Annotated in this window: 25 protein-coding genes; 17 read left to right on the top strand and 8 right to left on the bottom strand. The window is 70.2% G+C overall.

Annotated features, from left to right (window positions below):
* Nucleotides 1-64: 64 nt before the first annotated feature.
* The 4 genes from ACWD3C_RS01240 (at nucleotide 65) to ACWD3C_RS01225 (ending at nucleotide 3,869) form a co-directional block, all read left to right on the top strand.
* Nucleotides 65-502, top strand: a complete 438-nt coding sequence (locus ACWD3C_RS01240) for a gamma-glutamylcyclotransferase (RefSeq protein WP_451138728.1) — start codon at nucleotides 65-67, stop codon at nucleotides 500-502.
* A gap of 59 nt (nucleotides 503-561) precedes the next feature.
* Nucleotides 562-846: a type II toxin-antitoxin system RelE family toxin gene (locus ACWD3C_RS01235; protein WP_451138726.1), complete on the top strand. Its 285-nt coding sequence runs from the start codon at nucleotides 562-564 to the stop codon at nucleotides 844-846.
* A gap of 114 nt (nucleotides 847-960) precedes the next feature.
* Entirely contained in the window at nucleotides 961-1,785 is an 825-nt protein-coding gene (locus ACWD3C_RS01230) for a purine-nucleoside phosphorylase (RefSeq protein WP_451138724.1), read from the top strand.
* A gap of 452 nt (nucleotides 1,786-2,237) precedes the next feature.
* The gene (locus ACWD3C_RS01225) at nucleotides 2,238-3,869 is read left to right on the top strand and encodes a phospho-sugar mutase (protein ID WP_451138722.1); all 1,632 of its coding nucleotides are present in this window, start codon (nucleotides 2,238-2,240) and stop codon (nucleotides 3,867-3,869) included.
* A 120-nt stretch (nucleotides 3,870-3,989) separates the two neighbouring features.
* Here the strand turns inward: ACWD3C_RS01225 and ACWD3C_RS01220 are convergent, their stop codons facing one another.
* The 3 genes from ACWD3C_RS01220 to ACWD3C_RS01210 form a co-directional block, all read right to left on the bottom strand.
* Nucleotides 3,990-4,304 carry a hypothetical protein gene (locus tag ACWD3C_RS01220; RefSeq protein ID WP_451138720.1) on the bottom strand — a complete coding sequence of 105 codons (315 nt, stop codon included), beginning with the start codon at nucleotides 4,302-4,304 and terminating at the stop codon, nucleotides 3,990-3,992.
* 280 nt (nucleotides 4,305-4,584) lie between these two features.
* Nucleotides 4,585-5,118, bottom strand: a complete 534-nt coding sequence (locus tag ACWD3C_RS01215) for an NUDIX domain-containing protein (protein WP_451138718.1) — start codon at nucleotides 5,116-5,118, stop codon at nucleotides 4,585-4,587.
* Nucleotides 5,119-5,488: 370 nt separating this feature from the next.
* Nucleotides 5,489-6,880: a sporulation protein gene (locus tag ACWD3C_RS01210; RefSeq protein ID WP_451138716.1), complete on the bottom strand. Its 1,392-nt coding sequence runs from the start codon at nucleotides 6,878-6,880 to the stop codon at nucleotides 5,489-5,491.
* Between the two features lie 298 nt (nucleotides 6,881-7,178).
* Here ACWD3C_RS01210 and ACWD3C_RS01205 point away from each other — a divergent pair, with 298 nt between their 5' ends.
* The 3 genes from ACWD3C_RS01205 to ACWD3C_RS01195 all read left to right on the top strand — a co-directional run bounded on the left by ACWD3C_RS01205 (nucleotide 7,179) and on the right by ACWD3C_RS01195 (nucleotide 10,800).
* Nucleotides 7,179-8,945 carry an asparagine synthetase B family protein gene (locus ACWD3C_RS01205; RefSeq protein ID WP_451138714.1) on the top strand — a complete coding sequence of 589 codons (1,767 nt, stop codon included), beginning with the start codon at nucleotides 7,179-7,181 and terminating at the stop codon, nucleotides 8,943-8,945.
* A gap of 28 nt (nucleotides 8,946-8,973) precedes the next feature.
* A complete protein-coding gene (locus ACWD3C_RS01200; protein ID WP_451138712.1) occupies nucleotides 8,974-9,405 on the top strand; it encodes an NUDIX domain-containing protein in 432 nt (143 codons plus the stop codon).
* Nucleotides 9,406-9,480: 75 nt separating this feature from the next.
* Entirely contained in the window at nucleotides 9,481-10,800 is a 1,320-nt protein-coding gene (locus ACWD3C_RS01195; protein WP_451138710.1) for a UDP-glucose dehydrogenase family protein, read from the top strand.
* A 393-nt stretch (nucleotides 10,801-11,193) separates the two neighbouring features.
* On the opposite strand, the gene ACWD3C_RS01190 is transcribed toward ACWD3C_RS01195, so the two are convergent.
* A complete protein-coding gene (locus tag ACWD3C_RS01190; protein ID WP_451138708.1) occupies nucleotides 11,194-11,835 on the bottom strand; it encodes a PH domain-containing protein in 642 nt (213 codons plus the stop codon).
* A gap of 297 nt (nucleotides 11,836-12,132) precedes the next feature.
* Here ACWD3C_RS01190 and deoC point away from each other — a divergent pair, with 297 nt between their 5' ends.
* The 4 genes from deoC (at nucleotide 12,133) to ACWD3C_RS01170 (ending at nucleotide 16,989) form a co-directional block, all read left to right on the top strand.
* A complete protein-coding gene (gene deoC, locus ACWD3C_RS01185) occupies nucleotides 12,133-13,089 on the top strand; it encodes a deoxyribose-phosphate aldolase (RefSeq protein ID WP_451138706.1) in 957 nt (318 codons plus the stop codon).
* A gap of 3 nt (nucleotides 13,090-13,092) precedes the next feature.
* Entirely contained in the window at nucleotides 13,093-14,523 is a 1,431-nt protein-coding gene (locus ACWD3C_RS01180; RefSeq protein WP_451138704.1) for an aldehyde dehydrogenase family protein, read from the top strand.
* A complete protein-coding gene (locus ACWD3C_RS01175) occupies nucleotides 14,516-15,403 on the top strand; it encodes an aldehyde dehydrogenase family protein (RefSeq protein ID WP_451138702.1) in 888 nt (295 codons plus the stop codon). Before ACWD3C_RS01180 ends, ACWD3C_RS01175 begins: the two co-directional genes overlap by 8 nt.
* A 680-nt stretch (nucleotides 15,404-16,083) precedes the next feature.
* Nucleotides 16,084-16,989: an endonuclease/exonuclease/phosphatase family protein gene (locus ACWD3C_RS01170; RefSeq protein WP_451138778.1), complete on the top strand. Its 906-nt coding sequence runs from the start codon at nucleotides 16,084-16,086 to the stop codon at nucleotides 16,987-16,989.
* Nucleotides 16,990-17,574: 585 nt separating this feature from the next.
* Here ACWD3C_RS01170 and ACWD3C_RS01165 read toward each other — a convergent pair.
* On the bottom strand, nucleotides 17,575-17,979 hold the full coding sequence (locus ACWD3C_RS01165; protein WP_451138700.1) for a hypothetical protein: 405 nt from the start codon (nucleotides 17,977-17,979) through the stop codon (nucleotides 17,575-17,577).
* Nucleotides 17,980-18,106: 127 nt separating this feature from the next.
* On the opposite strand from ACWD3C_RS01165, the gene ACWD3C_RS01160 reads away from it, so the two are divergent.
* Nucleotides 18,107-18,736: a uridine kinase family protein gene (locus ACWD3C_RS01160; protein WP_451138698.1), complete on the top strand. Its 630-nt coding sequence runs from the start codon at nucleotides 18,107-18,109 to the stop codon at nucleotides 18,734-18,736.
* A gap of 337 nt (nucleotides 18,737-19,073) precedes the next feature.
* Here ACWD3C_RS01160 and ACWD3C_RS01155 read toward each other — a convergent pair whose 3' ends face one another.
* Nucleotides 19,074-19,847 (bottom strand): SigE family RNA polymerase sigma factor, encoded by a 774-nt coding sequence (locus ACWD3C_RS01155; RefSeq protein ID WP_451138696.1) that lies wholly within the window; start codon nucleotides 19,845-19,847, stop codon nucleotides 19,074-19,076.
* 318 nt (nucleotides 19,848-20,165) lie between these two features.
* Between ACWD3C_RS01155 and afsQ1 the strand changes: the two genes are divergently transcribed.
* The 5 genes from afsQ1 to ACWD3C_RS01130 all read left to right on the top strand — a co-directional run bounded on the left by afsQ1 (nucleotide 20,166) and on the right by ACWD3C_RS01130 (nucleotide 24,430).
* Entirely contained in the window at nucleotides 20,166-20,843 is a 678-nt protein-coding gene (afsQ1, locus tag ACWD3C_RS01150) for a two-component system response regulator AfsQ1 (RefSeq protein WP_055515961.1), read from the top strand.
* 5 nt (nucleotides 20,844-20,848) lie between these two features.
* Complete coding sequence (locus tag ACWD3C_RS01145; protein ID WP_451138776.1) at nucleotides 20,849-22,444, top strand: ATP-binding protein; 1,596 nt, start codon at nucleotides 20,849-20,851, stop codon at nucleotides 22,442-22,444.
* A complete protein-coding gene (locus ACWD3C_RS01140) occupies nucleotides 22,441-23,052 on the top strand; it encodes a hypothetical protein (RefSeq protein ID WP_451138694.1) in 612 nt (203 codons plus the stop codon). Before ACWD3C_RS01145 ends, ACWD3C_RS01140 begins: the two co-directional genes overlap by 4 nt.
* A 512-nt stretch (nucleotides 23,053-23,564) precedes the next feature.
* The gene (locus ACWD3C_RS01135; protein ID WP_451138692.1) at nucleotides 23,565-24,128 is read left to right on the top strand and encodes a VanZ family protein; all 564 of its coding nucleotides are present in this window, start codon (nucleotides 23,565-23,567) and stop codon (nucleotides 24,126-24,128) included.
* Nucleotides 24,129-24,229: 101 nt separating this feature from the next.
* A complete protein-coding gene (locus ACWD3C_RS01130; RefSeq protein ID WP_451138690.1) occupies nucleotides 24,230-24,430 on the top strand; it encodes a PspC domain-containing protein in 201 nt (66 codons plus the stop codon).
* 93 nt (nucleotides 24,431-24,523) lie between these two features.
* Here ACWD3C_RS01130 and ACWD3C_RS01125 read toward each other — a convergent pair whose 3' ends face one another.
* On the bottom strand, nucleotides 24,524-24,919 hold the full coding sequence (locus ACWD3C_RS01125) for an ATP-binding protein (RefSeq protein WP_451138688.1): 396 nt from the start codon (nucleotides 24,917-24,919) through the stop codon (nucleotides 24,524-24,526).
* Between the two features lie 129 nt (nucleotides 24,920-25,048).
* A complete protein-coding gene (locus ACWD3C_RS01120; protein ID WP_451138686.1) occupies nucleotides 25,049-26,203 on the bottom strand; it encodes an adenosine deaminase in 1,155 nt (384 codons plus the stop codon).
* Between the last annotated feature and the right edge of the window lie 3 nt (nucleotides 26,204-26,206).

Raw genomic sequence — 26,206 nt, 5'->3', positions numbered from 1 at the left:
GGGCCCGGCCGTGGCCCCGCCGTTACCGGAGTGACGCGCGTGCCGCCTGCCGTACTCTCTCCCCATGTCGCTCTACGCCGCGTACGCCGGCAATCTCGACGCGCGGCTGATGTCCCGCCGCGCCCCTCACTCGCCGCTGCGCGCCACCGGCTGGCTGAACGGGTGGCGGCTGACCTTCGGCGGCGAGCACATGGGCTGGGAGGGCGCCCTCGCGACCATCGTCGAGGCCCCGGGTTCACAGGTCTTCGTCGCGCTGTACGAGATCGCCCCCATGGACGAGGACGCCATGGACCGCTGGGAGGGCGTGGCCCTCGACATCTACCGCCGGATGCGCGTTCGCGTACACACCCTTGAGGGTGAGGAATCGGCCTGGGTGTACGTCCTGAACGCCTACGAGGGCGGCCTGCCCTCGGCCCGCTACCTCGGCGAGATCGCCGACGCCGCCGACTCGGCGGGGGCGCCACACGATTACGTGATGGAGCTGCGGAAGAGGCCGTGCTGACGACACCCGGCCCTAGACTTGAGGGGATCGCCGCACGATTGGAAGAGCGAGAAGAGCGAATGGCCCCCATTTCTACGTACGACGTCTATTACACGGTGCAGGCCGCCGCGGCCCGCGACCGTCTCGACGATCCGTTGCGCACCGCGTTCGACAAGGGCATGGCCATGCTCGCCCGCGACCCCTTCCTCCCGGTCTCACGTCCCATAGGCTCCACCGGGGACGACCGCACGATTCGGATCACCCAGAACATCCTCGTGGAATACACGATCAGCCGGGGCCGCCTGCTGATCTTCATCGTCGAGGTCTTCGACGACAAGGACGTCCTCATCACCGAAGTGGACTGATCGCCACCGGCATCGTCGCGCCCCCTGTCCGTCGGAAAACGACAAGGCAACGATCACAATGCCGTGACCAAACCCATCTACGCGCGTAGGCCAGGACCGGCTACCCTCAGTCGCGTGAACGCATCTCTTCTTCCGGACGACATCCAGGGCGACCCCCACGCCGCCGCCGACGCCGCCGCCGCGCGCCTGCGGGAACTCACGGGCGCCGAGACCCACGACGTCGCCCTCGTGATGGGCTCCGGCTGGGCTCCGGCCGTCGACGCCCTCGGCGACCCCGAGGCCGAGTTCCAGGTCACCGAGCTGCCCGGTTTCCCGCCGCCGGCGGTCGAGGGGCACGGCGGCAAGATCCGCTCGTACCGCATCGGTGACAAGCGCGCGCTCGTCTTCCTGGGCCGCACGCACTACTACGAGGGCCGCGGCGTGGCCGCCGTCGCGCACGGTGTCCGCACCGCCGTGGCCGCGGGCAGCAAGACCATCGTCCTGACCAACGGCTGCGGCGGCCTCCGCGAGGACATGCGCCCCGGCCAGCCCGTCCTGATCAGCGACCACATCAACCTCACCGCGACGTCCCCCATCGTCGGCGCGAACTTCGTGGACCTCACGGACCTCTACTCCCCCCGGCTCCGGGCCCTCTGCAAGGAGGTCGACCCCACCCTCCAGGAGGGCGTCTACGCCCAGTTCACCGGCCCCCACTACGAGACCCCGGCCGAGATCCGCATGGCCCGCGTCATCGGGGCGGACCTGGTCGGCATGTCGACGGTCCTCGAAGCCATCGCCGCCCGCGAGGCCGGCGCGGAGGTGCTGGGCATCTCCCTCGTCACCAACCTCGCCGCCGGCATGACCGGCGAGCCCCTCAACCACGAGGAGGTCCTCCAGGCCGGCCGCGACTCCGCCACCCGCATGGGCGCCCTCCTGACCGAGGTCCTGAACCGCCTCTAGGTTCCGCCGGGCCACCCATGCCTGCCTGCTCCCGGTGACGCCTGATCATCAGGGCCTCCGCCTCCTAGACCCCGTTGAGGCGTTGCGGACCAGGGCCGGACGGTCGCGCGATGCTTACGCTGGGCTGACAAGCCCGGGCCTGCCCGCCACGCCCGACAGCCCGGCAGCCCGGCAGCCCGGCAGCCGCGTACGTACGGAAGGGGGTGGGTCGGGGGTGTCCGCCCGCAGCGGATGTCGCGACGACAAAAGCCGCCCCTTGAAACCCCACCCAAGTCGCGTCAGACCGAGGACGGAGGCCCCCGGCGCGCCCCCGACCCACACCGAACCGCAGGCGCCGACCACCGGCGGAAAGCCGCCCCACGACCACCGCCACACAAACCCCAGGCGCCGAGCGCAAACCGCACCCGCCCCCAGCGGCACCCGCCCGACACACACAGAGAGGTTGACCCGACGTGCAGGACGAACTCATCGCACGGGCCAAGGCGTGGCTGGCCGAGGACCCCGACGCGGAAACCCGTGAGGAACTCGCCAAGCTCATCGACGCCGAGGACGTCACAGAGCTCGCCGCGCGCTTCAGCGGCACCCTCCAGTTCGGCACCGCGGGCCTGCGGGGCGAACTCGGCGCCGGCCCGATGCGCATGAACCGCTCGGTGGTCATCCGCGCCGCCGCCGGCCTCGCCGCGTACCTGAAGAAGAAGGGCCAGACCGACGGCCTCGTCGTCATCGGCTACGACGCCCGTCACAAGTCCACGGACTTCGCCCTGGACACCGCCGCGGTCATGGTCGGCGCGGGCCTGCGCGCGGCCGTCCTCCCCCGCCCCCTCCCCACCCCCGTCCTGGCCTACGCCATAAGGCACCTCGGCGCCGCGGCAGGCGTGGAGGTCACGGCCAGCCACAACCCGCCCCGTGACAACGGCTACAAGGTCTACCTCGGCGACGGCTCCCAGATCGTGCCCCCGGCGGACACCGAGATCGCCGCCGAGATCGACGCCGTACGCACCTTCGACGACGTCCCCCGCCCCACCACCGGCTGGGAAACCCTCGACGACAGCGTCCTCAACGCCTACCTGGCCCGCACGGACGCCGTCCTGTCGCCCGGCTCCCCCCGAACCGCCCGCACCGTCTACACGGCGATGCACGGCGTCGGCAAGGACACCCTCCTCGCCGCCTTCGCCCGCGCCGGCTTCCCGGAACCGGCCCTGGTCACCGAACAGGCGGACCCCGACCCGGACTTCCCGACCGTGGCCTTCCCCAACCCGGAAGAGCCGGGAGCCATGGACCTCGCCTACGCGAAGGCCCGCGAAACGACCCCCGACCTGATCATCGCCAACGACCCGGACGCCGACCGCTGCGCCGTGGCGGTCAAGGACAACGGCACCTGGCGCATGCTCCGCGGCGACGAGGTCGGCGCCCTCCTCGCCACCCACCTGGTCCACCGCGGAGCGACCGGCACCTTCGCGGAATCCATCGTCTCCTCCTCCCTCCTCGGCCGTATCGCCGAGAAGGCGAACCTCCCCTACGAGGAGACCCTCACCGGCTTCAAGTGGATCGCCCGCGTCGAGGGCCTGCGCTACGGCTACGAAGAGGCCCTCGGCTACTGCGTGGACCCCGAGGGCGTACGCGACAAGGACGGCATCACGGCGGCGCTCCTGATCACGGAGCTGGCGTCACAGCTGAAGGCCGAGAACCGCACCCTCCTCGACCTCCTCGACGACATCGCGCTGGAACACGGCCTGCACGCCACGGACCAGCTCTCGGTCCGCGTCCAGGACCTCTCCCTCATCACGACCGCCATGCACCGCCTGCGCGAACAGCCCCCGACCCACCTGGCCGGCCTCACGATCACCAAGGCCGAGGACCTCACCCAGGGCACAGCCACGCTCCCGCCCACGGACGGCCTCCGCTACACCCTGGACGGCGCCCGCGTGATCGTCCGCCCCAGCGGCACGGAGCCCAAGCTCAAGTGCTACCTGGAGGTCGTGGTCCCCGTGGCCACGCACGGCGACCTTCCCGGGGCTCGCGCGAAGGCGACGGAACTGCTGGCAACGATCAAGCGCGACCTTGCGCAAGCGGCGGGTATCTGAGCCGCGCGAAACCGTCGCCTTCGGGCAGCAGACGAACACCCACGTCCGACGCATTGCGCAGCATGACCGCCCCAGCTGACCAATCGGAGGCAGGGCCCGGCCACGGAAGCCGGACCCTGCCTACCGCTGGCCGTCCTGCGCCGGGCAGTCGTAGTCGTCCGGTCCGGCGCGGTACACCAGATCCGACACGCCTTCCTGCACCTGTACCTGCTCCTGCTCCTGCTGCGGCGGGCGCCCACTCTCGGGGCACGGCCACTTACCGGTCTCCTCCCGATACCGCAGCGCCTCACGGAACTCGGCCCTCTCCTCCGGCGGGTCGTTGTGGACCGTGACGCCGGGCTCGTTGCTCTTCAGCGCCTCGACTGAGGGCCACACGGCCAGCCCGAGCAGGACCACAGCCGACACCGGGACGGCTCCGCGTAACCGGTTGCGCACGCTGCTCCCCTCCTGCCGCACACGTCTGCGGCTTGACCGTACATTGCCACGACGCTGACTCCAGGCAGAGTGCTGCTGGTTGCTGGCTCGCCGAGCCGATCGAGAGGCAGCAGATCTGGCTATGAGGAAGCGGCGAAGCTCCCGACCTTCAGGGCCGAGAGCCTCCGTGAACTGCCGGGACAGGTCCCGGACTTCAACGAGCACGAGCACTGACCATCGTCGACCAGCGGCAGAGGCAGTCATCCAGTTCCCGCACCCACCACTCATGCGAGTGCGGTGCTCAGCTCCGCCGCAGGTGGTGCAGCATCAGCAACGCCGCAACGGCATTCGCCGAGCGGATCTCGCCGCGTGCCACTAGCTCGGGCACCTTCTCCAGCGGCACCCACTCGCGGCGCTCGGACTCGAACCCGTCGCGGGGTTCACCAACATGCTCGGCCTGGTCCGACCAGTACACGCGGTGGTGGCTCGTCGAGATCCCCGGCATGGGATCGACCGACAGCAGCGGCCGCATCGGGCCCGGGCGCCACCCTGTCTCCTCCTCGAACTCCCTTGCCGCAGCCTCAGCCGGATCCTCGCCCTCACCCGTACCGCCCGAGGGCAACTCCCACCCCCAGGCATCGGTGATGAACCGGTGCCGCCACAGCAGGAGTGCCTCGTTTGCCTCGTTGACGACGGTGGCCACCGCGACCGGGCGCAGTCGGATCACGGTGTGGTCCAGGTGCCGGCCGTCGGGCAGCTCGACATCCGCCATCGCGACCTTCACCCACCGGTTCTCGTACACGGTACGCTCGCCGAGATTCCGCCACACGGACACGCTTCTACCTCTCGTCGGATACGAGGCCACCCCAGCACACGGTGCGCGCTACCGCGGAATCCACAGGGTGTACGCGGTGGCCGCCGCCTGCCCGGCTTCCCCGGCCCGCAGTTGGATGTCAGTGAGGGTGACGAGGCGGTGGACACGGCCCCGCTCGTGGGTCTTGTGTGGCGACCGCCTCGGCCGCGTACTCCTGGGCCGGGCCAGTGTCACCTAGCCGCATCAGCACGTCGGCGAGGTTGGCCTCCAGCAGGCCGGGCCGAGAAGGGCGTGTCACCCGAACCCGGCCCGATCCTCGACAACGTCATCCCGCTCCGCCCACCGACCGCCTGAACGGTTCCGGCCCACCGGGCCGTCCCGGGCTCCGGGGTCACGCAGCGACGCCGAGTTCCTTCCGCGTCCGTTGGACGAACTCGCGAACGGCAGGTTCACGCCGCCAGGGGGCCAGGGCCGCGTTGAACTCGCGGACGTAGTCCTTGGCCCGGCTCGACTGGACGCGGGCGAGGATGTCGACGGACCTGTTGCCCAGTTCGAGGCCGTGGTCGAGGTCGCGGGCCTGGAGGTGGGCGGTCCCGACGATGGCGAGCCGCATGCCGACGGAGCGAGTGAACACGCCCGGCGGCATCGCGGCGGCCTGCTTGTTCCAGGCCAGGGCGGCCTTGGGGTTCTTCAGGTCGCGGAAGACCTCGGCGGCGTCCGCAGAGAGGCGGGCATGGTGATAGAAGTCGATCCAGGCAGGCTCGTCGCCACTGTCGTCCTTCGCCTGGCCCAGAAGGCCCTCGGAGGCTTTCAGGGCCCTGGAGGCGGCTCTGGGATCGTTCTCACGGGCGTGAGCACGGGCCTCGATGAGCTTGGTGAACGCCAGCACGCGGGGCACGGCCTGGCCCTTGGCCCGCTCGAAGGCGCCCTGGGCCATGTCGACGGCCTCGGAGGCAAAGCCCCGCATCAGCGTCTGCATGGCCATGGTGGTCAGCACATAGCAGCCAAGCTGCACGTCGCCGCCCGCACGGGCGAGACGGAGGGCCTGGATGAAGTGCCGCTGGGCGGCATCGTGCTCGCCGACGTCGAAGGCTGTCCACCCGGCGAGCCGGGACAACTCGGCGGTCACGGAGAAGAGTTCGCGGCCGACCTCGTCGGAGAAGCTGCCTTGCAGCAGCGGGCCCGCTCGGTGGTCGAGGCAGTCGGTGACGGAGTTGGCCTTCCAGTTCCCACCGCCGTATTTGGAGTCCCAGCGGCGAGCGTCGTCGGCGGCCTCGCGCAGTTCATCGAGGTCGGCCCGGCCGACTTGCTGGCCGCCGCTATGGTCGGCGGTCTCGTCGGCGGGGGTGACGAGCCATCTGGTGACGGGGGTGGTGTAGGCGGAGGCGGCGAAGCCGGATCCGGCCAGGAAGTCGCGGCGGTTCACGGAGCTCCAGAACGAAGTGGCGACGCGGACGGCGTCGGCGGGGTCTCGCGGGAAATCCAACCCCACATCCGCATCGATTGTCTCCGCCTCACCCATACCGATCTCGCCCAGGTTGACGGGCCGCCCGAGCCTCTCGCCGATGGCCTGCGACAACAGCTTCGGGACCGGCCATTTCGGCGTCATCCCGCGGCGGCACCAGTTCGCCACCGAAGTATGTGAATAGTCCGTCTCCATCCCGGCAGCATGGGCGAGCTGGTTGACGCGCAGAGCCAGGGACTTGTGGCTCGCGCCGCAGGCTTCGATGAGCCGGGCCAGGTCCGTGTTGGGCGGACGGGTCCGGCGGGTGGTCGATGCCACGACCTCTCCCTTGCCGGTCTCCGGGATCGCGGCCGACTCGAACAGGCAGTTGAGCACGTAAGTCTGTACTCGCCTGCGGCGAAGAGTCGTACGCGTTCCACGTGTTGGGTCACCGAGGGTATTGCCTTCCGGGCTCGCGGTGAACCTCGTCTGCGAGTTGTGAGCCCCCCTGCGAGCCCTCCCCGCCCATCCGCTGGGCGGCTGTGATGAGAGCCCAGGCCGCCGCCGGAACCGGAATGGATCTCCTTCCGGCGGCGGCCGTCGCCAAGGCACCACCTGACTCGGGGGTGAACCAGATATGTGCGGAATCGCAGGACTGGCCGGAGCCGACGCCGTCCGGCACGAGCGCACGGTCGGCGCCATGGGCGCCTCGCAGGCCCACCGCGGCCCGGACGGCACCATGCACGCCGCCGCCGACGACGGGCGGGCGGTGCTGGCCATGAACACGCTGCTGATCGTCGACCCACAGGCGATGCCCGGCCCTTACCTCGACCACGAGTCCGGGGCGCTACTGGCGTTCAACGGCGAGATCTACAACTACCGCCAGCAGGCTTCCGCTTGGGGCATCCCGCTCAGCGCCCGCGAGTCGGACGCGCACTTCCTGCTGCGGGCCTGGGCCAAGATCGGCCCCTCGTGCCTGGACGGGCTGGACGGCATGTTCGCTCTGGCCGTCTATGACCCGCGCGTCGGCAAGCTGTTCCTCGCGCGGGACCGGCTGGGGGAGAAGCCGCTTTACTGGCGTCTGGACGGCGGCCGACTCGCGTTCGCCTCTGAGGTCACCACCCTGACCGGCTACGGCACGGCACCGCTCGTGCTGCGGCCGGAGGTCCTGGCGATCGAAACGCCGGTCGGCGTCGACACCCCGTTCCAGGGGATCCAGCTGCTGGCCCCGGCGACCTTGCTGTCCTTCGACGTCGCCACGGGCTCCCTGGACCAGCGCGCCTACTGGAGCCTGACCGGCCGACAGTCCTTCGAGGGCACCTACAGCGAGGCCCTGGCGAAGTTCTCCGTGATCCTGGCCGAGCAGGTTCCGCTGCGGGCTCCAGCCTGCGACTTCGCGCTGCTGCTGTCCGACGGGCTGGACTCCTCGGTGCTGGCCTACCTGCTGCGGCCGCCGGTTTGCGTCACCGTCCGCTACCTCGGCCAGGACCGGCTCGACGAATCCGTGATCGCGACCCGGATCGCGGCGGATATCGGCGCCGAACTGGTGGTGGTCGAGCCGGACCACATCGACTTCAGCAAGGTGCTGCCGCACATGATGTCTGCCCTGGACTACCCAATGGGCAACGCGTCCACGTTCTCCGAGTACATGGCCTATCGGAAGATCGCCGAGATGGGTCTGCGGGTCGTGGTCGGCGGGCTGGGGCCGGACGAGTTACTGATGGGCTACGTCCGTCACTCCCTGGTCCTCTTCGGCCCGGACGCCGTCCTGGCTGCGGGAATGGACGCCTACCGGCCGCTGGCCGCCAAGCTGACGCACCCCGCTGGCCAGGACGTCGACCCGGGGGACGCGGTCACCCGGCTCGTCCTGCGCGGCCCCGACCCCGACAGGCGCATCCGCGACCTCATCGCGGGAGCGATGGAAAAGGCTGGCGGGGACCTGGCCCGCAGTCTGACCCTCGCCGACCTGGCGACGTCCTGGCGGCCGCTGGTGATGACCAGCGACAAGCTCGCCTCCGCCTACGCGCTGGAACGCCGGTCCCCCTACCTGGCCCGGGAGTTGGTCGAGATGTCCTACCGGCTGCCCGCGGAGCACAAAATCTGTCACCCGGCCGAGGGCAAGCGGATCCTGCGGGACGCGGCGAAGGCCCTGGGCCTGCCCCGGGAGGTCTGGGGCAACCGGGACAAGCTCGGTTTCGCCAGCCCGGTCCCCGCCTGGCTGAACGGGAAGCTCGCGGCCTGGGCGGACGCCCAGATCCACACCGCCCTCACCGAGGCCCCGGCCTTCCTTCGGCCGCTGCTGGAGGGCGGGCTCAAGCCGGGCGGCCGGTTCGACCGCACCCGGATGCAGTCCCTCATGGCTGCCGCCTGGTTCTGCGACCAGACGGTGAGGGCTGCCGCGTGATCCTCAACTGTCTCACTACGGTGTCCGGATGCACCCGGACACCACCGTCGAAGCCCCGGCCACCGCCCGCGGAGCGGTCGCGATCATCACCAACCACCGCGGTGAACTCCTCCTCCACCTGCGCGATGATCTTCCCGGCATCGCCTGGCCGGATCACTGGAGCGTTCTGGGCGGCGGCTGCGACCCGGGCGAGGAGCCCCGCGAGGCGATCGTCCGTGAGCTCGACGAAGAAGCCGGCCTGAGCGTCGACGATCTGACCGAGCTCTTCGAGATCCGTGATGAGCACGGCTCCGGCCAGCTGATCACGTTCTTCGCCGCCTCCTGGGACGGCGACGAGACCTCTCTGCCGCTGGCCGAGGGCGTCAAGCTCCAGTTCTTCGCCCCCGAACACCTCGAAATCACGATCCCGCCCTACATCCGCGACGGGATCAACCGCTATCTGGCCGCCCGGCCCGCCTGAACACCCCGCCCTTGCGGACAGGGGAGGGTGGGGCCGCCTGGCGACGGCCCCACCCTCTGAAGGGACACCCCGCTCATGAAGCTCACCGTCATCGGCTGTGGCTACCTCGGCGCCACCCACGCGGCCTGCATGGCCGAACTCGGCCACGAGGTCCTCGGCATGGACTCCGACATGGACAAGGTCGCCGTCCTCAACTCCGGCAAAGCCCCGTTCTTCGAACGCGACCTCGACGAGATGCTCGCCCGCCACACCAAGAGCGGGCGCCTGAGGTTCACCGCCTCCTACGCGGAGGCCGCCGCCTTCGGCGACCTGCACTTCATCGGCGTCGGCACCCCGCAGCAGCCTGACGAGCACGCCTACGATCTGACCTACCTGTTCTCCGCCGTCCGTCAGCTCGCACCCCGCCTCAAGGGCCCGGCGGTGGTCACGGTGAAGTCGACCGTCCCCGTCGGCACCGCACCCCGCGTCCGCGCTCTACTGCACGAGTTCGCGCCTGCCGGGGACGCAGTCGAGGTTGCCTGGAACCCGGAGTTCCTGCGCGAGTCGTTCGCCGTCGAGGACACCCTCCGCCCCGACCGGCTCGTCCTCGGCTTCGACACGGAGTGCTCCTGGGCCGAAACCGTGCTGCGGCAGTGCTTCGAGAAGATCATCGAGGCGGGGACGCCGACGATCGTCACGGACTGGGCCACCGCCGAACTCGCCAAGGGGTCCGCGAACGCATTCCTCGCCACGAAGATCTCCTTTATCAACGCGATGGCCGAGGTCTGCGAAGCCTCCGGCGCCGACGTCAGCCAGCTCGCCGACGTCCTCGGCCACGACATCCGCATCGGACGGCGCGGCATGCGGCCCGGCCTCGGCTTCGGCGGCGGCTGCCTGCCCAAGGACATCCGCGGCTTCATGGCCCGCGCCGACGAGCTCGGCGTCGACCAAGCCCTGGCAATCCTCCGCGAGGTCGACGCCATCAACAACCGGCGCCGCGAGCGCATGGTCGACCTCGCCCGCGAACAGTGCGACGGCACCCTCATGGGCAAGCGGATCACCATCTGGGGCGCCGCCTTCAAACCGAACACCGACGACATCCGCGACTCACCCGCCCTCGCCGTTGCCCAGAAACTCCACGAGCTCGGCGCCACGGTCACCGTGACCGATCCCCAGGCCCTCGACAATGCCCGCAAGACGCACCCCGAACTCGACTACATCGACGACCCGATCGCCGCCGTCCAGGACACCGACCTCCTGCTGCACCTGACCGAGTGGCCGCAGTACTCGCACGTCGATCCTCACAACCTCGCCGCCCGCGCTGCCACCCCCAAGGTCATCGACGGCCGCGGCACCCTCAACGCCGACACCTGGCGCGAGGCCGACTGGACCTTCCGAGCCCTCGGACGTCCCTGAACCCACGTTCTCGCCGCCCATCACGGACACAAGGGATACATTTCCCGGAAGAGCTGAGGCATCACCCGGCACACCGGGATGGAGGGTCCTGCATTCTGCGGGACCCTCCGCGCGTTCTCACCCAGCAGATGGCCGAAGTTCTCCCGCATGCTCGATGAGGTGGAGTTCCTTGCCCCAGCTCCCGAGCGGAGGCGATCAGCCCGCTGGACGAACCGCGCTTGGAGGCGGCCGACGCGTTCGCCCTGGCCCTGCGTCCCACGGGCCGGGTGTTCACCTCGCCGAGCAGGGGAATTACGGAAAGTCACTACCAAGCTAAGGATCATCGGCAACACGTGACAGTTGAATACGCACCCTCACCAGTACCAAGGCCGTATCCCCGCGCCAGAGCGGCCGTCACCCCACCACGATCAGAATCGCCAACACCACAGCCCCCGCCACCACGGGCCCCATCACCTCGTACGCCCACCGCACGCTCGTCTCCCCCTGCGCCCCCGGCGCCTTCGCCCGGGCCTCGCACAGTTCGCGCAGGTCATGCATGGTCTGGTCGGCCGAGGCCCGCATGGGCCCGGTGTCGAGGCCGGTTCGCCCGCCGGTGTCGGACGTGGCCTGGGCGCGGGTCTGGCGGCGGGCGGCGCGCTTGCGGTCGCGGAGGGAGACGGGGACGGCCCAGAGCTGGTACTTGGTACCGGACTCGTCGATGACCTCGTTGGAGTAGCCGGAGCGCAGCGAGACGACGGTGGCCCAGGGCAGCACGATCACACGGAAGGGGTTGCGTACGCGCAGCCGGTCGTCGTTCGCGAACACGGCGGGCCGCAGGGTGAAGGCGACGACCAACGGCACCACGAGCAACATCAGGGCGAGCGACAGCCAGGGCGTACGGCCCTCGCCCGCGATCACCGCGTCGATGCCGAGCCAGCCCACGATGGCGAGCAGCAGCACACCTGCCGCGATGGCGGCGGGCGAGCGGTAGACCCGGTCCTTGTACACGGGTTTCGAGGGCTCGGGCGCGGGCGACTGATGGTCCGGGGTCGTCATGCTCCCGATTCTGCACGACCCGCGGGGAACCGCTCGTGGGCGGTGCCCCGGCGCCCATCCGCAGCCCCGCCGGCGCTCAGCCGTGGCCCCGCACTCGCCCGCAACCCCGCCGGCACTCGGCCGCGGCCCCGCGCCCCTCCGCAGCCCGGCCCACGCCTCATCCATAGCCCCCCGCTCAGCCGTAGAGCCGCCGCCCCCAACCCGCCCGCAACCCCGCCCGCGCTCATCCGCACCCCCTCACCCAATGATGAGCACCTGGGGCTGTACAGCCGCTACGCGCGTAGATATGCTCGGCTGGTGACCATGCCCACCACTGCACACACGTTCACGGACGTGGCGGCCTCCGACAGCACGCTGCGCCGCTTCCTCCACGGGCTGCCCGGCGTCGACGCGGTCGGCCTGGAGGCGCGCGCGGCCTCGCTCGGCACCCGTTCCATCAAGACGACCGCCAAGGCGTACGCCATCGACCTGGCCATCTCGATGGTCGACCTGACGACCCTGGAAGGCGCGGACACCCCGGGCAAGGTCCGGGCGCTCGGCGCAAAGGCGGTCCACCCCGACCCGACGGACCGTACGACCCCCGCCACGGCCGCGGTCTGCGTCTACCCCGACATGGTGGCCGCCGCCAAGGAGGCCGTCGCGGGCTCCTCCGTGAAGGTCGCCTCGGTTGCCACCGCCTTCCCGGCCGGCCGCGCCGCCCTCGACGTCAAGCTGGCCGACGTGCGCGACGCCGTGGCCGCGGGCGCCGACGAGGTCGACATGGTCATCGACCGCGGGGCCTTCCTCGCGGGCAACTACATGAAGGTGTACGACGAGATCGTCGCCGTGAAGGAGGCCTGCGGGACCTCCGCCCGCCTCAAGGTCATCTTCGAGACCGGCGAGCTGTCGACGTACGACAACATCCGGCGTGCGAGCTGGCTCGGCATGCTGGCCGGGGCGGACTTCATCAAGACGTCCACCGGCAAGGTGGCGGTGAACGCGACGCCCGCGAACACCCTCCTCATGCTGGAGGCCGTACGTGACTTCCGTACCGCCACCGGGGTACAGGTCGGGGTGAAGCCCGCCGGCGGCATCCGTACGAGCAAGGACGCGATCAAGTTCCTGGTCCTCGTGAACGAGACGGTCGGCGAGGACTGGCTGGACAACCACTGGTTCCGCTTCGGCGCCTCCTCGCTCCTGAACGACCTGCTGATGCAGCGTCAGAAGCTGGCCACCGGCCGCTACTCCGGCCCCGACTACGTTACGGTGGACTGACACATGGCATTCGAGTACGCTCCCGCGCCCGAGTCGCGCGCGGTTGTCGACATCGCCCCGTCGTACGGCTTGTTCATCGACGGAGAGTTCGTCGAAAGCTCGGGTGAGGATCTCAACAAGTCGATCTCTCCGTCTACCGAAGAAGTTCTCTCCGAGTACACACAGGCCAACGAGGAAGATGTCGACCGAGCGGTCAGGGCCGCCCGGAAGGCGTTCGAGAAGTGGTCGGCACTGCCCGGCTCCGAGCGTTCCAAGTACCTGTTCCGCATCGCTCGGATCATCCAGGAGCGTTCCCGCGAACTGGCCGTCCTGGAGACTCTGGACAACGGGAAGCCCATCAAAGAAACGCGGGACGTGGACCTCCCCCTTGTCGCCGCGCACTTCTTCTACTACGCGGGCTGGGCCGACAAACTGGACTACGCGGGCTTCGGCGCCAACCCGAGGCCGCTGGGAGTGGCAGGTCAGGTCATCCCCTGGAACTTCCCCCTCCTGATGCTGGCCTGGAAGATCGCCCCGGCCCTGGCGACCGGCAATACGGTGGTCCTGAAGCCCGCCGAGACGACCCCCCTGTCCGCCCTCTTCTTCGCGGACATCTGCCGTCAGGCGGGCCTCCCGAAGGGTGTCGTCAACATCGTGACCGGTGACGGCCGGACAGGCGCCGCTCTGATCGCCCACCCCGACGTCGACAAGGTCGCCTTCACCGGCTCCACGGCCGTCGGCAAGGAGATCGCCCGGACCGTCGCGGGCACGCGCAAGAAGCTCACCCTCGAACTGGGCGGCAAGGGCGCCAACATCGTCTTCGACGATGCCCCGATCGACCAGGCCGTCGAGGGCATCGTGAACGGCATCTTCTTCAACCAGGGCCAGGTCTGCTGCGCGGGCTCCCGCCTCCTCGTCCAGGAGTCGGTCCAGGACGAGCTGCTGGACTCCCTCAAGCGCAGGCTCTCCACCCTCCGCCTCGGCGACCCCCTCGACAAGAACACCGACATCGGCGCGATCAACTCCGCCGAGCAGCTGGCCCGGATCACCGCGCTCACCGAGCGGGGCGAGGCCGAGGGCGCCGAGCGCTGGTCCCCGGCCTGCGAACTGCCCTCCTCCGGCTACTGGTTCGCCCCGACGCTCTTCACGAACGTCACCCAGGCGCACACCATCGCCCGCGACGAGATCTTCGGCCCGGTGCTGTCGGTCCTCACCTTCCGTACGCCGGACGAGGCCGTGGCCAAGGCCAACAACACCCAGTACGGCCTCTCGGCGGGCATCTGGACGGAGAAGGGCTCCCGCATCCTGGCGGTGGCGAACAAGCTCCGGGCCGGTGTCGTCTGGTCCAACACGTTCAACAAGTTCGACCCGACCTCGCCCTTCGGCGGCTACAAGGAGTCGGGCTTCGGCCGCGAGGGCGGCCGCCACGGTCTGGAGGCGTACCTCGATGTCTGACGCAAGGCTCAGTGTCTTCAAGACCTACAAGCTGTACGTGGGCGGCAAGTTCCCGCGTTCCGAGAGCGGCCGGGTGTACGAGGTGACCGACTCAAAGGGCAAGTGGCTGGCCAACGCTCCCCTCGCCTCCCGCAAGGACGCCCGTGACGCGGTGGTCGCGGCCCGCAAGGCGTTCGGCGCCTGGTCGGGCGCGACGGCGTACAACCGGGGCCAGGTCCTCTACCGCGTCGCGGAGATGCTGGAGGGCCGCCGGGACCAGTTCGTGCGCGAAGTGGCCGACGCCGAGGGCCTGTCGAAGTCCAAGGCGGCCGCGGTCGTGGACGCGGCGATCGACCGCTGGGTCTGGTACGCGGGCTGGACCGACAAGATCGCCCAGGTGGTCGGCGGCGGCAACCCGGTGGCGGGCCCGTACTTCAACCTGTCCACCCCGGAGCCGACGGGCGTGGTCACCGTCCTTGCCCCCCAGGAGTCCTCCTTCCTCGGCCTGGTCTCGGTGATCGCCCCGGTGATCGCCACCGGCAACACGGTCGTCGTGATCGCCAGCGAGGAGTCCCCCCTCCCCGCGCTCTCCCTCGCGGAGGTCCTGGCCACCTCCGACGTGCCCGGCGGCGTGGTCAACGTCCTCTCCGGCCGTACGGCGGAGATCGCCGCGCCCCTGGCCGCGCACCAGGACGTCAACGCGATCGACCTGGCCGGCGCCGACGACGTACTGGCGAAGGAGCTGGAGATCGCGGCCGCGGACAATCTGAAGCGCGTTCTCCGTCCACAGCCTGTGGACTACACGGAGACTCCGGGCATCGACCGCCTGACGGCCTTCCTGGAGACCAAGACGGTCTGGCACCCGACGGGTTCACTGGGCGCCTCCGGTTCGTCGTACTGACGTCTCGTCGTACTGACGTCCGGCGAGACGACCGGCAACCGGCCTTGGACGCCATCTGCTTTCCGAACGTGATCGTTTGGTTCGGGGCGGGTGGGCATGAATTCCGTTCGGTGGCGGGAGAGACGGGCGTGGTTCGTCTGCTCGTGTCGGTGGTGGGGGTGGCTGGTGCCGTCGGCGCTTGGTCTGCCGGAGGCCCGGGAGAAGTGGGCCCGGGAGGAGTCGTGCCGGTTGCGGGCGGAGGCTGAGCGGGATGCAGGCCGTGCTCGGCGACACGGAACGCGCGCTTCAGGGGCTGGTGGAGGCCCACAACCCACACGTGCCGCGCGACGTGCTCACCCACCTGGCCGATCTGTCGTTCTGTGGCGGCGAGGCACGGTGGTTGTCACCGGATCAGCATGCTCTTGGTCACCGTCCGTTCGCAGGAGGGGGCAGATCGTCATCACCTCGCAGGTGGGGGACGTGGCGCGCTGACAGGAAGCGGAAACCGATTCACCCGGTGACTCGTCTTGGGGAACGAGGTCAAGCGGATGGGATGCCAGGTGGAGCGGGCGGACAGCGGTGTGACGTCGACGTTGAAGGCAGCGGTGCCCTGGTGGGCGCGGCGCTGGGCCGGGCGGTGGGTTCCGGGCGAGGGCGAGAAGGGGGACGAGAGGGGCCGATTGGTCTGGACGCGGGGGCGGGTGCCTGCCGCGTTCGCGGTGTTGACGGCCGGGCTGCTGGCCTTCCACCGGGCGGTGCCCAATTCCGTGGGCCGCCTGGGCAGTTTGCTGGAAGCGTTCCTGCCTTGGCTTGGCCTGGCTGTCGTGCTCCTGTTCGGCCTGGCGCTGCTGCGCCGTTCGGCCACCGCGCTGGTGGCCCTGCTGCTGCCGACGGCGGCCTGGATGTATCTCTTCGGCGGGCTGCTCCTGCCCGGGGGGAAGCCCGGCGCGCACGACCTGGTCGTGGTGCAGCACAACGTCAGCGACGAGAACCCCGACCCGGCGGGCACGGCCCGCGCCCTGGCTGACGCCGAGCCCGATCTCATCGCGCTTCAGGAGCTGGTGCCCCCGGCTCTGCCGGTCTACGAGAAGACTCTCGCCCCCGCCTACCCGTACCACGCGGTCCGGGGCACCGTCGGGCTCTGGTCGAAGCATCCGCTGACCGATGCCCAGCTGCTGGACATCAAACCGCAGGGGATCGCGGGGTCCTGGAGTCGCGGGCTGCGGACCGTGGTCCACACGCCGCGTGGCGAGATCGCGGCGTACGTCGCGCACCTGCCCTCGGTCCGCGTCCGGACGAGCGGCCTCGCATCCTCCTGGCGCGACGAGAGCGCCGGCCTGCTGGGCAGGGCCGTCGCTGCCGAGCAGCTGAAAACGGTGATCCTGCTGGGCGACCTCAATGGCACGGTCGACGACCGCGGGCTGGCCCCGCTGACCTCACGGATGAACGTGGCGGAGCGGGGCTTCGCCTTCAGCTTCCCCGCCGGCTTCCCGCTGGCCCGGATCGACCAGGTCATGGCCCGCTCAGCAACCGTCGCCCACATCCGCACCCTGTCCGCCACCGGCAGCGACCATCTGCCGGTCGCCGCCAGGATCACACTGCGCTGAGGGAACGGTCCCGGTGACAACAACCCTGCCCATCTGACACCCATCGTGCTCCGGCTCAACCGGCTGTGACTGAGCACTCCGGTTGGCGGGCTTCGTGACACCTGGCGCTCAGCACCAGGTGTCACCGCACCTTCGGCAAGAAGGCCCCGAAGGCGCTCTGCCGGCGAGCCTGCCACCGCGCCCCGCGCCGGCTCCCCGACCCCGACCACGGAAAGCGGCTCGACCAGCGCCTCGGCCACCGTTGCACGGGCATCCACCAGCCCCTGAAGCCAGCCCCTGAAGCGCGCGTTCCGCGTCGCCGAGCACGGCCTGCACCCGCTCAGCCCCTTCCCGCAACCGCACGAGCTCTTCCCGGCCTACTTCTCCCGGGCCTCCGGCAGACCAAGCGCCGACGGCACCAGCCACTCCCACCACCGACACGAGCAGACGAACCACGCCCGTCTCTCCCGCCACCGAACGGAATTCATGCCCACCCGCCCCGAACCAAACGATCACGTTCGGAAAGCGGATGGCGTCCAAGGGCCGCGCTCCCCCGCCGTCCAGGGGAGCGCGGCCCTCACTTCTCCGAAGCGGCTGGTCAACCGCTCAGCCGCCCTGTACCGCCCCCAGCACCTGGCCAAGCAGCGGAATGTTCCCCACCGAGGGCGCCTGGGCCAGCGGTCGGGTCAGGGTCTGGGAGGACAGCGGCTTGAAGTCGGCGAGCTGGGTGCCGACGCCGTTGTCGAGAGGGTCGACGCCGGTGCCCGCCAGCGGGTTGGGCTTGAGGCCCGCGACCGGGCCGGTGACGTACTGGACGCTGCCGGTCAACGCCTGGAGTCCCGCCTGCGGGTCGACCGTGCCGAGCGAGGTGGGCCGGTGGGGGATCTCCACCACCGGAGCGCCGTTGGCGACCGCCGTGCCGGCGTCCGCGCCGAGGGCGAGTCCCGCGGTCGTGGCGGCCAGCATCACGCGCCGGGCGGTCAGGGTGTGGGGAGCCGAGTGTCGTGCCATCGCTGATGCCACTTTCTACTGCGCTAGGTAATCTGATGGACACGAAGAGTAGTTGAGATGTGATGTGCGCTCCAACGGCGACCCGCTGACTCGGCGAGAGCCGATCCATGCCTCACACTGAACTCTCGTGAGTTCGCATCCCCCGATACCGACCAGGGTCGTCCTGCTGTCCGGCCCGTCCGGCTCCGGCAAGTCCCTCCTCGCCGCCCGCTCCGGCCTGCCCGTGCTGCGGCTCGACGACTTCTACAAGGAGGGCGACGACCCGACGCTGCCGCAGGTGGAGGGCAGCCCGGACATCGACTGGGACCACCCGCTGTCCTGGGACGCGGGCGCCGCCGTCGCCGCCATCGAGGAGCTGTGCCGTACGGGCCGTACGACCGTTCCGACGTACGACATCTCCCTGAGCGCCCGCACCGGCGAGGAAGCCCTCCACATCGAGCGGACCCCGCTGTTCATCGCCGAGGGCATCTTCGCCGCCGAGATCGTCGAACGCTGCCGCGAGCTGGGTGTCCTCGCCGACGCCCTCTGCCTGACCCGCGGCCCGGTCAGGACCTTCCGCCGCCGCTTCCTGCGCGACCTGAGGGAGGGCCGCAAGTCGGTGCCCTTCCTGCTCCGCCGCGGCTGGCGCCTGATGCGCCTGGAACGCTCGATCATCGCCCGCCAGACCGAACTGGGCGCCCACCCCTGCGACAAGGCCGAGGCCCTGGGACGGCTGGCGGACGCGGCCGCGGGACGGTGCGCCAAGGCGGCGGCCTAAGCGCTCCGCTGGAAGCACGGTGATGAACCCGCGGGCCGGTGGGGGCTGGTCGCGCCCACGCGGCGGAGCCGCATATCGATACAGTACCGCGCCCCGTACGGGGCGCGGTACACAAAAGCGGGACTGGATGGACCCCCCGGCCCTCCAGCCCCGCTTCCTTTGTGCTCCCCCGTGGTCCCCCGTGACCCCGTTGGTCCCCCGGGTGCCGCCACAGCGCTCCCCAGCGCCGCCGCGATTCCCTTTTCCCCTTTTTCCCTTGCTTCCCCCGTGTTCCCCGTCCCCCCGTACTTTCCCCCGTCGAGCCCATGAGCGGCCTCCGGCCGCGGGCCCCAGACCTTCAGGCGACAAGCTCCCCGAAGGACTCCTCCTCGTCACGGCCGAAGCTGAGGACCTCGTCCTCGCGCAGCCGGCGGAGCGACCGCCAGATGCTGGACTTCACCGTGCCGACACTGATGTCGAGGATCTCCGCGATCTCCGGGTCCGTGCGGCCCTCGTAGTAGCGCAGGACCAGCATGGTGCGCTGGAGTTCGGGGAGGCGGGCGAGCGCCTGCCACAGGACGGCGCGCAGTTCGGTGCCGCGCATCGCGTCCGTGTCGCCGACGGTCTCCGGCAACTCCTCGGTCGGGTATTCGTTCAGCTTGCGGCGGCGCCACGCGCTGATGTGCAGGTTCGTCATGGTGCGGCGGAGGTAGCCCCCGACCGCGGCCTTGTCGCTGATCCGGTCCCACGCCCTGTACGTCGAGAACAGGGCGCTCTGGAGCAGGTCCTCGGCCTCGAAACGGTCACCGGTGAGGTGGTAGGCGGTGGCGTACAGGGAGGCGCGGCGCTCCTGGACGTAGGCGGTGAACTCCGCCTCCGACGCCGAACGACGCTCCCCCGTGGCCTCCCCGTACGCGGCTCCCCCGACAGCGCCAACAGCGGCTACCGCCGCGGGCCCCGTATCGCTTGCCCCCGTGTGTGCGTCAACCACCGTCATGTACGCGGTGTGCTGACGCCCGGTGCCGCGAGCGCACCCCCGCCCGCTCACGGCACCGGACTTCTCCGTGCTCCGCGACATGTCGTGGAGACGCGTGAACACCGCGCCGGTGTTCATGCTGTGCAGCGTGCTCATCTCGCGCCCCCCGTCGTGGAGTTCCGGTTCTGATCAGGTCTTTCGGTACTGCTCGGTACTGCTCGGTGCTGCTCAGGCGGTGCTTTCTGCCGTGCTTCCTTGCCTGTGCCCAAAAGCTTGCCGGGGCGACTTCATGGCCGTGTCCGCCGACTGTCACAGACCTGTCACAGGGGTGGGTCCCAGGCACGCCACAGCCCGCTCACAGAGAAGAGCCGTACGGCTACGGGATCGGGCGCGGACGGCGTGCTCGTACGGGGGACGTGGACCGGAGCGGGACAACAGTCGAAACCCGCCCGTGGCATGGGCCAGAATGAGGCCGTGCCTTCCCTGTTGCTGATCGAGGACGACGACGCCATCCGCACGGCCCTGGAGCTCTCACTGACCCGCCAGGGACACCGTGTCGCCACCGCCGCCACCGGCGAGGATGGTCTCAAGCTGCTGCGCGAACAGCGGCCGGATCTGATCGTGCTGGACGTGATGCTGCCCGGCATCGACGGGTTCGAGGTGTGCCGGCGCATCCGGCGCACGGACCAGTTGCCGATCATTCTGCTGACGGCGCGCAGCGACGACATCGACGTGGTGGTGGGCCTGGAGTCCGGTGCCGACGACTATGTCGTCAAGCCCGTGCAGGGGCGGGTTCTGGACGCCCGTATCCGGGCCGTGCTGCGGCGCGGCGAGCGCGAGGCGAACGACGCGGCGACGTTCGGTTCGCTGGTCATCGACCGCGCGGCGATGACGGTGACGAAGAACGGCGAGGACCTGCAGCTGACGCCCACCGAGCTGCGGCTGCTGCTGGAGCTGAGCCGCCGCCCCGGCCAGGCCCTGTCGCGGCAGCAGTTGCTGCGTCTCGTCTGGGAGCACGACTACCTCGGTGACTCGCGGCTCGTGGACGCCTGTGTGCAGCGGCTGCGCGCCAAGGTGGAGGACGTGCCGTCGTCGCCGACTCTGATCCGTACCGTGCGGGGCGTGGGTTACCGGCTGGACGTTCCTCAGTGACCGACGTGCACGACCAGGAGCCGTCGCCGCGCGGCTGGGCCGCGGCTCGTAAGGGAGTTCTGTCGCGGCTGCGCTTCACCAGTCTGCGGCTGCGGCTGGTCGTCGTGTTCGGGCTGGTGGCGCTGACCGCGGCGGTGTCGGCGTCCGGGATCGCGTACTGGCTCAACCGCGAGGCCGTGCTGACGCGCGCGCAGGACGCGGCGCTGAACGACTTCGAGCAGGAGATGCAGAACCACGCCGGTGCCCTGCCGATGTATCCGACCCAGCGGCAACTGATGTACGCGGCACGGCAGATGGCCGACGGCGGTCAGCGGTTCAGTGTGCTGCTGGTCGCGGAGGACACCGACGGCAGGCCGGTGTACGGCAGTTCGGCGAATTCGGCGGTGGACGACTTCACGCTGGAGGACGTACCGGAGTCCCTGCGGAAGGCGGTCAACGAGAAGCAGGAGATCACGTCGAACAACAAGTACCCCTACCACCTGTACTGGCAGCGGGTCATCGACAACGACACGCCGTACCTGGTGGGCGGGGCGAGGGTGATCGACGGGGGCCTGACCGGCTACATGCTCAAGTCCCTGGAGCCGGAGGCGAAGGACCTCAACTCCCTCGCCTGGTCGCTCGGTATCGCGACGGGGCTCGCGCTGATCGGCTCGGCCCTGCTGGCGCAGGCGGCCGCGACGACGGTACTGAAGCCGGTGCACCGCCTGGGTGTCGCGGCGCGGCGCCTGGGTGAGGGCAAGCTCGACACCCGGCTGCGTGTGTCGGGCACGGACGAACTGGCCGACCTGTCACGGACGTTCAACCACGCGGCACAGGAGCTGGAGAAGAAGGTCGCGGACATGAGCGGCCGCGAGGAGGCGTCGCGTCGTTTCGTCGCCGACATGTCCCATGAACTCCGTACGCCGCTGACCGCGATCACCGCCGTGACGGAGGTGCTGGAGGAGGAGCTGGACGCCGAGACCGGCGGCCTCGACCCGATGATCGAGCCGGCGGTACGGCTGGTCGTCAGCGAGACCCGGCGCCTGAACGACCTCGTGGAGAACCTCATGGAGGTCACCCGCTTCGACGCGGGCACCGCCCGGCTGGTCCTCGACGACGTGGACATCGCCGACCAGATCACGGCGTGCATCGACGCGCGGGCCTGGCTGGACGCGGTGGATCTGGACGCCGAGCGCGGCATCATGGCCCGCCTCGACCCGCGCCGCCTCGACGTGATCCTCGCCAACCTGATCGGCAACGCCCTCAAGCACGGCGGATCGCCGGTGCGTGTCGCGGTCCGCGAGGACGGTGAGAAGGGTGCGGACGACGCCGACCTGCTGATCGAGGTCCAGGACCACGGGCCCGGCATCCCCGAGGACGTCCTCCCGCACGTCTTCGACCGCTTCTACAAGGCGAGCGCTTCCCGGCCGCGCTCCGAGGGCAGCGGGCTCGGCCTGTCCATCGCCCTGGAGAACGCCCATATCCACGGCGGCGAGATCACCGCCGCCAACTCCCCCAAGGGCGGCGCGGTCTTCACCCTCCGCCTGCCCCGGGACGCGTCCCCGCTGATCGCCCAGGACGGCCAGGACGGGGACAACGGCAGTGAGGGGAACGCCCGGTGAAGCCCAGAGGAGTCCTCCTCCTTGCCGCCCTCGCGACGCTGACCACCGCCTGCGGCATCCGCGCGACCCAGGTCCCGACGGACGTCGGCCCGGCCCCCTCCAAGGCTGCGTGCAGCCTGTCCGCCACGGACATCGGCCCACAGGCCGGCAACGGGGTCCACGGCATCCCGGTCCAGGTCTTCCTCCTCTGCGACAGGCAGCTGGTCCCGGTCGACCGCGCGGTCCACATCCCCGAGGACTCGGTGGAGACGGCACGCCGCGTCCTCATGGCCCAGGAACTCCTGGACGAACTCTCCGGGCCCCTCACCTCCGCCGAGAGCCGGGCCCGCTACGACACGGAAGTGCGGGCCGGACTGACCGTCACCGGGCCCCTCGCCGAGGACCCGGAGGACGCCCTGCGCCTCTCCACCCGCCCCGAGGACCTGTCGTCGTACGCCCTCGCCCAGATCATCTGCACCTTCGCCGACTCCACCGCCGCCGAGGGCGACGGCTCGGTCACCCTCGGCGGCCCCGGCACGGAACCGCTGCGACGCTACCGGTGCACCACCGAGCTCCGCTCCGACCCGGGCGCGAAGACACCTCCGTCCACGGAGGTGGAGAAGTCCTGACCCCGGCGGGGGTACGGCTGTGGGGATCGAGGCCGTGGGGATCGAGGCCGTGGGGATCGAGGCCGTGGGGGATCAAGGCCATGGGGATCAAGGCCAGGGGGTTGAGCGGGTCCAGGGTGTTCAGCGGGCCCGGGGCACACGTCGCCCTCCCGGACCACCTCGCCGCCCTACGCCCCCGCCGCCGATCCTGAGCACGGTCTCGGCCCGCCGGCCTCGTCCGTGAACCGGCCGGCGGTGGCCGCGTCCGGTGCCTGTGGCGTGGGTGGCGTCCTGCCGCGTGGTACGGCCACCCGGACTGCCGGAGTCCGGGTGGCCGGTGCGAGGCCGACGGCCCGGCCACCGCGGGAGGCGCCCCGCGCTGTTCCCGGTGCTGTGGGCCGCCGTGACCCCGGCGACACCGCACCCGAGCCCCTCCGGCGGCGGCGCGCGTCTGTGGCGCATCACTCACCCACGTGGGGCGCGTGGAGGTGCAGGGCGGAACCGATCGTGTCGGGGGTGGCGTCTAGTGGGTCGTGCAGCGTCAAGGTTCGAACGGTGACAAGGCCGGGATCCGGGTCCGGGCGGCGGGGTGTGTGCTCCTCGTCGCACATCTCGCGCTCGTCGCCTGGATCACGCTGCGTCCGCTGGACGTGCCGTGGGTGAGCGCCGCCAATCTGCGGCCGTTCGCCGGGATCAGGGCCGACCTGGCCATGGGGTGGCAGGAGGCGGCCCGGCGGATCGGGGAGGGGCTGGCGCTGCTCGCGCCGCTGGGGGTGCTGCTGCCGATGGTGGGCGGCAGTCTCGCCGTGTCGCGGCTCGGTTCCCTCGCGCGTACGGTCACCGCGGGTGCCCTGTTGTCGCTGGGGATCGAGCTGTTGCAGACCGGCGTGCCGGGTCAGATCGTGGACATCGACTCGATCCTGCTGAACACGCTCGGCGTGGCGCTCGCGCATCTGGTGATCGTGCCGGGGCTACGGACGCGGCTGCGCCGCCGGGCCACGCGGGCCGAGACCGCGCTCGGGGTCGCCGCCCTCCACCGGGAGGAGTCTCCTCAGGGTCGGACCCCGACGATTCCCAGGGTCGGAATAGCTCCGTAGAGTGACGCTTCGTCCGCTTCGTCGCCGTAGCGTTGAAGGTGTGGAAATCACCGGGGCCTCCACAGGAGGAGGCCTCGACCTCGGTTCACGAAGGAGTCCCGATGACCCGCCTTGCCCGCCCCACCAGTGGCCGGATGATCGGCGGAGTGTGCGCAGCGCTGGCACGGCGCTTCGGCACCTCCGCGACCACGATGCGCGTGATCTTCCTGCTGTCCTGCCTTCTCCCGGGCCCGCAGTTCCTGCTCTACATAGCCCTGTGGGTGCTGCTGCCCTCGGAGGACAAGGCCCGTACGGCTTGGTGACACCGGCACGGTGACACACAAGCGGTGGGGCGCACCCTCCAACGAGGGTGCGCCCCACCGGCGTTCGTACGAGTCAGTCGCCGTTCGTACGGCTCAGCCCAGCGGCAGCCCGTTCACGCCGAGGCCCTGCGTGGGCAGGCCCTTCAGCGGCAGACCACCGAGCAGCCCGGCGACCGGCGCGGTCGGCCCGTCGGCGAGCGCCTTCTCGGCGGCCGGCTGTGCGGCGGCCACACCGGAGCCGAGCGCCTTCTCAGCGGCCGGCTGCGCGGCGTCCACACCGGCGCCGAGCGCCTGCTGACCCTGGGTAACCGCCTCGACGGCACCCGGCAGCGTCTGCGAGACATTCTGCGCCGGCAGCGTCTGGGTGACGGTGTCCAGGGCCGGTACGTCCGGCACGGCCGGAGCGGCGTTCGCGGCGCCCGCGCCCGCAGCGGCGAAGGCGGCACCGAGGGCGGCGACACCGAGGGTCTTGGCAGCAGACTGCTTCATGTTGAATGCGTCCTTGGCGTTTGACGGGGATGTGAGCGGTGCCGAAACGTAAACATCAAAGCCCCGCCCGAGGCAAACATCGAAAAGCGGTCGGGCCATCGCGACCCGACCGCTCCCGGAAAGCCCCGGTCAGCCCTGTCCGTCCGCAGAATCGCTGGTGGAGGCGGCCTGCTTGAACAGCCATTCGGATTTCAGCTCGGCATAGCCGGGCTTGATCACGTCATTGATCATGGCCAGTCGTTCATCGAAAGGAATGAATGCTGACTTCATAGCATTGACCGAGAACCACTGCATGTCGTCGAGCGTGTACCCGAAAGCCTCGACAAGGCGCTCGAATTCCCGGCTCATACTCGTCCCGGACATCAGCCGGTTGTCCGTGTTCACCGTGGCCCGGAAGTGCAGCCGCCGCAGCAGGCCGATGGGGTGCTCGGCGTACGAGTCGGCGGCGCCCGTCTGGAGGTTGGAGCTGGGGCACAGTTCCAGCGGGACCCGCTTGTCACGTACGTACGAGGCGAGCCGCCCGAGCTTCACGGAGCCGTCGGCGGCGACCTGGATGTCGTCGATGATCCGCACCCCGTGCCCCAGCCGGTCGGCGCCGCACCACTGGAGCGCCTGCCAGATGGAGGGGAGCCCGAAGGCTTCGCCGGCGTGGATGGTGAAGTGGTTGTTCTCGCGCTTGAGGTACTCGAACGCGTCCAGATGCCGGGTGGGCGGATAGCCGGCCTCGGCGCCCGCGATGTCGAAGCCGACGACGCCCAAGTCACGGTAGCGGTTGGCGAGTTCGGCGATCTCCAGGGCGCGGGCCGCGTGCCGCATGGCGGTGAGCAGGGCGCCGACGCGGATGCGGTGGCCGTTCGCCTTCGCGCGCCGCTCGCCCTCCCGGAAGCCCTCGTTGACGGCCTCGACGACCTCTTCGAGGCTGAGCCCGGCTTCGAGGTGCTGCTCGGGCGCGTACCGCACCTCGGCGTAGACGACCCCGTCCTCCGCCAGGTCCTCGGCGCACTCGGCGGCGACGCGCACCAGGGCGTCCCGGGTCTGCATGACGCCGACGGTGTGGGAGAAGGTCTCCAAGTACCGTTCCAGGGAACCGGAGTCGGCGGCCTCGCGGAACCAGACACCCAGTCTGTCGGCGTCGGTCTCGGGAAGATGGGAATAGCCCGTCTCGTGGGCCAGGTCGACGACGGTGCCGGGGCGCAGCCCGCCGTCGAGGTGGTCGTGCAGCAGAACCTTGGGCGCACGGCGGATCTGGTCCGAGCTCGGGGTGTTCATGCTCTGGCTCGTCATTTC

Source organism: Streptomyces sp. NPDC002845 (assembly GCF_053591955.1).
The sequence above is the reverse complement of the archived record's forward strand: the minus strand, read 5'-3'. Positions and strand labels throughout refer to the sequence as shown.